This window comes from Pseudomonas sp. (genome assembly GCF_049645325.1).
In the GTDB taxonomy this organism is placed as follows: domain Bacteria; phylum Pseudomonadota; class Gammaproteobacteria; order Pseudomonadales; family Pseudomonadaceae; genus Aquipseudomonas.
Genome location: NZ_JBARTQ010000309.1, coordinates 1 through 7,652, shown reverse-complemented (window position 1 = coordinate 7,652; position 7,652 = coordinate 1). Strand labels below are relative to the sequence as shown.

The 7,652-nt window shown below is 61.1% G+C and carries 6 protein-coding genes; 3 read left to right on the top strand and 3 right to left on the bottom strand.

Annotated elements, in window-relative coordinates:
- Positions 1-125: 125 nt before the first annotated feature.
- Positions 126-1,751: a glucan biosynthesis protein D gene (locus WBB95_RS14015; RefSeq protein ID WP_424488119.1), complete on the top strand. Its 1,626-nt coding sequence runs from the start codon at positions 126-128 to the stop codon at positions 1,749-1,751.
- A gap of 51 nt (positions 1,752-1,802) precedes the next feature.
- Here the strand turns inward: WBB95_RS14015 and WBB95_RS14010 are convergent, their stop codons facing one another.
- The 3 genes from WBB95_RS14010 to WBB95_RS14000 all read right to left on the bottom strand — a co-directional run bounded on the left by WBB95_RS14010 (position 1,803) and on the right by WBB95_RS14000 (position 5,394).
- Positions 1,803-1,988 carry a hypothetical protein gene (locus WBB95_RS14010; RefSeq protein ID WP_424488118.1) on the bottom strand — a complete coding sequence of 62 codons (186 nt, stop codon included), beginning with the start codon at positions 1,986-1,988 and terminating at the stop codon, positions 1,803-1,805.
- Between the two features lie 272 nt (positions 1,989-2,260).
- Positions 2,261-3,367: an NADH:flavin oxidoreductase/NADH oxidase gene (locus WBB95_RS14005; RefSeq protein ID WP_424488117.1), complete on the bottom strand. Its 1,107-nt coding sequence runs from the start codon at positions 3,365-3,367 to the stop codon at positions 2,261-2,263.
- A gap of 125 nt (positions 3,368-3,492) precedes the next feature.
- On the bottom strand, positions 3,493-5,394 hold the full coding sequence (locus tag WBB95_RS14000; RefSeq protein WP_424488116.1) for a potassium transporter Kup: 1,902 nt from the start codon (positions 5,392-5,394) through the stop codon (positions 3,493-3,495).
- A 289-nt stretch (positions 5,395-5,683) separates the two neighbouring features.
- On the opposite strand from WBB95_RS14000, the gene rimO reads away from it, so the two are divergent.
- Together rimO and WBB95_RS13990 are read left to right on the top strand one after the other, a co-directional pair.
- Entirely contained in the window at positions 5,684-7,024 is a 1,341-nt protein-coding gene (gene rimO / locus WBB95_RS13995; protein ID WP_424488115.1) for a 30S ribosomal protein S12 methylthiotransferase RimO, read from the top strand.
- A 103-nt stretch (positions 7,025-7,127) separates the two neighbouring features.
- The gene (locus WBB95_RS13990) at positions 7,128-7,598 is read left to right on the top strand and encodes a GNAT family N-acetyltransferase (RefSeq protein ID WP_424488114.1); all 471 of its coding nucleotides are present in this window, start codon (positions 7,128-7,130) and stop codon (positions 7,596-7,598) included.
- The last annotated feature ends 54 nt before the right edge of the window (positions 7,599-7,652 follow it).

Here is a 7,652-nt window from a genome sequence, read left to right as displayed (position 1 = left end):
CCGCTTAAGCTATCCGGCGTCTGTTTATTGTCCGTTGTGTTTGGCCGAAGGCATGTCCGAACCGTAATTTCTGATCCGCTACGTGCCAGGAAGGGCGCGGGATTTGCTCACGACAGGTTGTCTCTATGCACCGCAGGAATTTGCTCAAAGCGTCCATGGCCATCGCGGCTTACACCGGTTTGTCGGCCAGTGGCCTGCTGGCCGCACAGGCATGGGCCGGCAACCGTGCTGCCGATGGCAAGGCCGTTGCCTTCGATTTTGAATCGCTCAAGGCCCAGACCAAGCAACTCGCCGGGACCGCCTATAAAGACACCAAGCAGGTGCTGCCGCCGACCCTGGCGACCATGACCCCGCAGAATTTCAACGCCATCGGCTACGACGGCAACCATTCGCTGTGGAAGGAATTGAACGGGCAACTCGACGTGCAGTTCTTCCACGTCGGCATGGGTTTCAAGACGCCGGTGCGCATGCACAGCGTCGACCCCAAGACCCGTGAGGCGCGCGAGGTGCATTTCCGCCCTTCGCTGTTCAACTATGAAAAGACCACGGTCGATACCAAGCAACTGACCGGCGACCTTGGGTTCTCGGGCTTCAAGCTGTTCAAGGCGCCGGAACTCGACCGCCATGACGTGCTGTCATTTCTCGGCGCCAGCTACTTCCGCGCAGTGGACTCCACCGGCCAGTACGGCCTCTCGGCGCGCGGCCTGGCCATCGACACCTACGCGAAAAAACGCGAAGAATTCCCCGATTTCACCCAGTTCTGGTTCGAAACCCCGGACAAGGACGCCACGCGTTTTGTGGTCTATGCCCTGCTCGACTCGCCGAGCGCCACCGGCGCCTATCGCTTCGATATCGACTGCCAGGCCAATCAGGTGGTGATGGCCATCGACGCCAACATCAATGCGCGTACCGCCATCGAACAATTGGGCATCGCCGCCATGACCAGCATGTTCAGCTGCGGCACCCATGAACGGCGGATGTGCGACACCCTGCACCCGCAAATCCACGACTCGGACCGCCTGGCGATGTGGCGCGGCAACGGCGAGTGGATCTGCCGCCCGCTGAACAACCCGGCCAAGCTGCAGTTCAACGCGTTCGCCGACACCGACCCGAAAGGCTTTGGCCTGGTGCAGACCGACCATGAATTCGCCAGCTACCAGGACACCGTGGACTGGTACAGCAAGCGCCCAAGCCTGTGGGTGGAACCGACCACCGCCTGGGGCGAAGGCTCGATCGACCTGCTGGAAATCCCTACCACGGGCGAAACCCTGGACAACATCGTGGCCTTCTGGACCCCGAAGAAACCCGTGGCCGCCGGCGACTCACTGAACTACGGCTACAAGCTGTACTGGAGCGCCCTGCCCCCGGTAAGCACGCCGTTGGCGCAGGTCGACGCAACCCGCTCAGGCATGGGTGGCTTTACGGAAGGCTGGGCGCCCGGCGAGCACTACCCTGAAGTCTGGGCGCGCCGCTTTGCCGTGGACTTCAAGGGCGGCGGCCTGGATCGCCTGCCGGCGGGCACCGGTATCGAGCCGGTGGTGACCTGCTCCCACGGTGAAGTGAAGGATTTCAGCGTGCTGGTGCTCGACAACATCAAGGGCTATCGCATCCTGTTCGATTGGTACCCGACCAGCGACAGCGTGGAGCCGGTGGAACTGCGGCTGTTCATCCGCACCCAGGACCGCACCTTGAGTGAAACCTGGCTGTACCAGTACTTCCCGCCTGCGCCAGAGGCGCGCAAGTACACCTGACCCGACAGGTGGGAGCTGCTTGCCAGCTCCCGCCCTGGGTTAAGGCGCCGCTCAAAACCGCGACACACTCTTCATCGCCCCAATCAGATACCGCATTGCCACCTGGTCGTTTTCGGTCAGGGCGCGGTACTGCTCCAGCAATTGCGCTTCATCCAAACTCAGCTTTCGGCCCCGCAAAAAAAACCTGCGGGTCAGAAAAGACATCACCACACCCGCAATACCATAGGACTTGGCCATGGATTGTTTCTCCTGATTGCGATCTAAGATTCCTGGCGCCCATTCCGCCGCCTCCCGTGAAGCGCAATGCCTCCTCGGACAAACAGACTGACTCCCTGGGCCAGAAATCAGACTTACCTTAAGCGTAGAAACATTCTGGTCACGTGTGGGATTTTTTTAGAGTATTAACTTAAAAAAGTGCTGCGGTAACAAAGACCTACAGCAACTTCCCACAGCGCAAGCAAAAGAAAACCCACCGGATCAGGGTGGGTTTCGCTGGACAGCCGGTCGGCTCAATCCCTCAGGTCAGACTCATGAATCGGCTGGTCGCGGTGGGTCGCCCGTTGGTACTGCGCCGGCCAGATCGCCTTGCGCCCGCCCAAGTCATCGTCGGCATGCAGCGGCCAATACGGATCACGCAGCAGTTCACGGGCGAGGAAGATGAGATCAGCCTGGCAGGTGCGCAGGATGTGCTCGGCCTGGGCCGGTTCAGTGATCATGCCAACGGTGCCGGTGGCGATGCCCGACTCCTTGCGCACGCGTTCGGCAAACCGGGTCTGGTAACCGGGGCCCGTGGGGATCTCGGCATTGGCGGCGGTGCCACCGGAAGAGACGTCGATCAGGTCCACGCCCAAGTCTTTGAGTCGACGCGCCAGTTCTACGGTTTCATCGGGGTTCCAGCCGTCTTCCACCCAGTCGGTGGCCGACACCCGCACAAACAGCGGCAGCTCCTCGGGCCAGACGTCACGCACTGCCTTGGTGACTTCAAGCACCAGGCGAATGCGGTTTTCAAACGAACCGCCGTAATGGTCCTGACGCTGGTTGCTGATGGGCGAGAGGAATTGATGCAGCAGGTAACCGTGGGCGGCGTGGATTTCCACCACTTCGAAACCGGCGGTCAAGGCGCGTTTGGCGGCGGCGACAAAATCGTCGATCACTTGCTGGATTTGCGCGTCGTCCAGCGGCGTGGGTTGGGTGTGGTTGGGGTCAAAGGCAATCGGCGATGGGCCGACCGGCACCCAGCCGCCCTCTTCCGGCTTGACGCTGCCGTGCTTGCCGATCCACGGCCGGTGGGTGCTGGCCTTGCGCCCGGCGTGGGCCAGCTGAATGCCCGCTACCGCACCTTGTGCAGCAATAAAACGCGTGATGCGCTGCAGCGGTTCGATCTGTTCGTCGGTCCACAAACCGAGGTCCTGCGCAGTGATGCGGCCATCGGCGGTGACGGCGGTGGCTTCGGTGAAAATCAGCCCGGCGCCCCCCACGGCGCGGCTGCCGAGGTGCACCAGGTGCCAGTCATTGGCCAGGCCATCGTCGGAGGAGTATTGGCACATCGGCGACACGGCGATGCGATTGAGCAGGGTCAATTGGCGCAGGGTATAGGGTTCGAGCAACTGACTCATGGCGCACCTCTTCTGGGTTCTGTGGGCACTGTTCAACAGTGCTTAGAGCCTAGTCGACAACGCTGGATTGCACAGGGTTCAGAAGGAAAGCGGGAGCCGATGGCCGGCTCCCGTGTTGCAGACGCTTACATTTCGACCTGGGTACCCAGCTCGATCACCCGGTTCACCGGGAGCTTGAAGAAGCGCAGGTTGCCGTTGGCGTTCTTCAACATGAAGGCGAACAGCGCCTCACGCCAGCGTGCCATGCCTTTGATGCGCGAGGCGATGACGGTTTCCCGGCTGAGGAAGTAGGTGGTGCGCATCGGGCTGAAATCCAGGTCGTCCAGATGGCACAGCTTCAGGGCTTGCGGCACGTCCGGCTCGTCGGCAAAACCGAAGTGCAGGATCACCCGGAAGAAGCCCTCGCCATAAGCGTCCACCTCGAAACGCCGCGTGACCGGCACCCGCGGAATATCCTCGTAGACCACCGTCAACAGCACCACTTGCTCATGCAGCACCTGGTTGTGCAGCAAATTGTGCAACAACGCGTGGGGCACGGCGTCGGGCCGCGCGGTGAGGAACACCGCGGTGCCCTGCACGCGATGGGGCGGCTGCACGCGGATACTGCTGATGAAGATCGGCAACGGCAGGCCGCCTTCGTCGAGACGCTCCACCAGCAATTGCTTGCCGCGCTTCCAGGTGGTCATCAGCACAAACAGCACGATCCCCGCCAATACCGGAAACGCGCCGCCCTGGATGATTTTCGGCACGTTGGCGGCGAAGTACAGGCCGTCCACCAACAGGCAGCAAACCAACACCGGCACCGCCAGGATCGGTGGCCATTTCCACAGCAGCAGCATCACCGCCGACACCAGAATGGTGGTCATCAGCATGGTGCCGGTCACCGCGACGCCGTACGCCGACGCCAGTGCGTTGGAGGACTCGAAGCCCAGCACCAGCAGGATCACGCCGACCATCAGCGCCCAGTTCACCGCACCAATGTAGATCTGGCCCTGTTCGGCGCTGGAGGTGTGTTGAATGTGCATGCGCGGGATGTAACCCAACTGGATCGCCTGACGCGTCAACGAGAACGCACCGGAAATCACCGCCTGGGAGGCGATCACCGTGGCCAGGGTCGACAACACCACCAGCGGGATCAGCGCCCAGCTCGGCGCCAGCAGGTAGAACGGGTTGCGTGCCGCCTCCGGGTCGCCCAGGAGCATGGCGCCTTGGCCGAAATAGTTCAGCACCAGCGCCGGCAGCACCAGGATGAACCAGGCGCGGGCAATGGGTTTGCGGCCGAAGTGGCCCATGTCGGCGTAGAGCGCCTCGGCACCGGTCAATGCCAGCACCACGGCGCCAAGGATGGCTACGCCAATACCTGGGTGAGCCTGGAAGAAACGCACGCCCCACATCGGGTTCATGGCGCTGAGCACTTCAGGGTGCAGCGTGATGCCATACACACCGAGGCCGCCCAAGACCAGGAACCACGTGACCATCACCGGCCCGAACAGCTTGCCGATGCGGTCGGTGCCATGTTTCTGGATCAGGAACAGTGCCACCAGCACCACCAGCGCAATCGGCACGACCCATTTTTCCAGGCCGTCGAATGCAAGCTCCAGGCCTTCGATCGCCGACAACACGGAGATCGCCGGGGTGATCATGCTGTCGCCATAGAACAGTGCGGCGCCGCACAGGCCACACACCACCAGGAAACTGCGCAGTTTTTTGCGTTCACCGGCCGCCCTTCGCGCCAACGCGGTCAAGGCCATGATGCCGCCTTCCCCTTGGTTGTCGGCGCGCAGCACGAACAGCATGTATTTGATCGACACGACCCAGATCAGCGACCAGAAGATCAGTGCGAGGATTCCCAGCACGCCATCATGGTTGACCTGAACCCCATAACCGCCGGTAAACACCTCTTTAAGGGTATAGAGCGGGCTGGTACCGATATCGCCGTACACCACCCCAACCGCCGCCACCAGCATGCCGATCGGCTTTGCGTTGGAATGCTCGGCACCTGCTGCCTGACTACTTGCCTGACCCATCAACCACTCCTGCCCTTTGACCTGAGGTCTTTTATAAACAGCACGTCTAAGCTGACCCTAGCATGCGCTGTTTTACTTCTCGTAACAGACGTTTTATTGACCCCGGGGTTTTACCCGCGTGCAACGGCGCGAAGCATAGCGCAGCACTCGTCGCATTTCCCTGCATAAAGCTGGTCAAGTGCGCTGCCCGTCGCTAGAATTGCGCACTTTTTGATCAGAGGCGTACCAAACGCCCATCTACCGCCCTGTCGTGCCCGACTGGCGGCGTCATTCAATACCGAGGTTAGACATGTCCACCACCATCGCAAAAGCCAACCCCAAGGTCGGCTTTGTATCCCTGGGTTGCCCGAAGGCTCTGGTCGACTCCGAACGCATCCTCACGCAACTGCGGATGGAAGGCTATGACGTCGTGTCCACTTACCAGGACGCGGACGTGGTGGTGGTCAACACCTGCGGCTTCATCGACTCGGCCAAGGCTGAATCGCTGGAAGTGATCGGCGAAGCCATCAAGGAAAACGGCAAGGTCATCGTGACCGGCTGCATGGGCGTGGAAGAAGGCAATATCCGCAAGGTGCACCCAAGCGTGCTGGCCGTGACCGGCCCGCAGCAGTACGAGCAAGTGGTTAACGCCGTGCACCAGGTGGTGCCGCCGCGCCAGGACCACAACCCGCTGATCGACCTGGTGCCGCCGCAAGGCATCAAGCTGACCCCGCGCCACTACGCGTACCTGAAGATTTCCGAAGGCTGCAACCACAGCTGCAGCTTCTGCATCATCCCGTCGATGCGCGGCAAGCTGGTCAGCCGCCCGGTGGGTGACGTGCTTGACGAGGCCCAGCGCCTGGTCAAATCCGGCGTGAAAGAGCTGTTGGTGATCTCCCAGGACACCAGCGCCTACGGCGTCGACGTGAAATACCGCACCGGCTTCTGGAACGGCGCGCCGGTGAAAACCCGCATGACCGAACTGTGTGAAGCGCTTAGCAGCCTGGGTGTGTGGGTGCGCCTGCACTACGTTTACCCGTACCCGCACGTCGACGAGCTGATCCCGTTGATGGCCGCCGGCAAGATCCTGCCGTACCTGGACATCCCGTTCCAGCACGCCAGCCCGAAAGTCCTGAAAGCCATGAAACGCCCGGCTTTCGAAGACAAGACCCTGGCGCGGATCAAGAACTGGCGCGAAATCTGCCCGGAACTGATCATCCGTTCGACCTTCATCGTCGGCTTCCCCGGCGAAACCGAAGAAGACTTCCAGTACCTGCTGGACTGGCTGACCGAAGCGCAGCTGGACCGCGTGGGTTGCTTCCAGTACTCGCCAGTGGAAGGTGCTCCGGCCAACCTGCTGGACCTGCCCGTGGTGCCGGACGACGTCAAGCAAGACCGTTGGGACCGCTTCATGGCGCACCAGCAAGCCATCAGCTCGGCGCGCCTGCAACTGCGCGTCGGCAAGGAAATCGAAGTGCTGATCGACGAAGTCGACGAGCAAGGCGCCGTGGGCCGCTGCTTCTTCGACGCGCCGGAGATCGACGGTAACGTGTTTATCGACGATGCCAGTGGTTTGAAGCCGGGCGACAAGGTCTGGTGCACCGTGACCGACGCCGACGAATACGACTTGTGGGCTGAAAAGCGCGACTGACGTGTAATATTTTGAAAAAGCCTCGCCTCTGGACAAGATGCGGGGCTTTTTTAGGTCTATCGTTTTGCCCATCAGCGCCAATCTTCGGCAAGGGGCAGCGGGCATGCGTCAGCATTCGGTTATCCACACACCTAAAAGCAGCGACTACGCGCAATTGGCGCAGATCTGGGAAGACTCGGTGCGAGCGACCCACGATTTTTTGCCGGACAGTTACATCGTGTTGCTCAAGGAGTTGGTGCTGACGCGTTATCTGGATTCCGTCATGTTGATTTGCACGCGGGATGCGCGCCAACGCATCAGCGGGTTTGCCGGGGTGGCGGCGGGTAAGGTCGAGATGCTGTTTATTGCGCCGCAGCACCGGGGTGAAGGGTTGGGGCGGCAATTGCTGCGTTATGCGATTGAGCACTTGAACGCTGATGTGCTGGACGTTAATGAGCAGAATCCACAGGCCTTGGGGTTTTACTTTAAGCAGGGGTTTGAGGTGATTGGCCGCTCTGAGCAGGATGGGCTGGGGCAGCCTTATCCGTTGCTGCACTTGCGTTTGCGTCAGCAGCAGTGGGTTTGTAGGGGGTGAGTTGGGGGACGGGCTTGTGGGGGGCATATCCGTTATTTGGGGGGTGGCTTATTA

Excerpts from the sequence above, each read along its gene's own strand:
- WBB95_RS14015 (WP_424488119.1), top strand. The coding sequence starts at position 126 with ATGCACCGCAGGAATTTGCTCAAAGCGTCCATGGCCATCGCGGCTTAC.
- WBB95_RS14010 (WP_424488118.1), bottom strand. The coding sequence starts at position 1,988 with ATGGCCAAGTCCTATGGTATTGCGGGTGTGGTGATGTCTTTTCTGACC.
- WBB95_RS14005 (WP_424488117.1), bottom strand. The coding sequence starts at position 3,367 with ATGAGTCAGTTGCTCGAACCCTATACCCTGCGCCAATTGACCCTGCTC.
- WBB95_RS14000 (WP_424488116.1), bottom strand. The coding sequence starts at position 5,394 with ATGGGTCAGGCAAGTAGTCAGGCAGCAGGTGCCGAGCATTCCAACGCA.
- rimO (WP_424488115.1), top strand. The coding sequence starts at position 5,684 with ATGTCCACCACCATCGCAAAAGCCAACCCCAAGGTCGGCTTTGTATCC.
- WBB95_RS13990 (WP_424488114.1), top strand. The coding sequence starts at position 7,128 with ATGCGTCAGCATTCGGTTATCCACACACCTAAAAGCAGCGACTACGCG.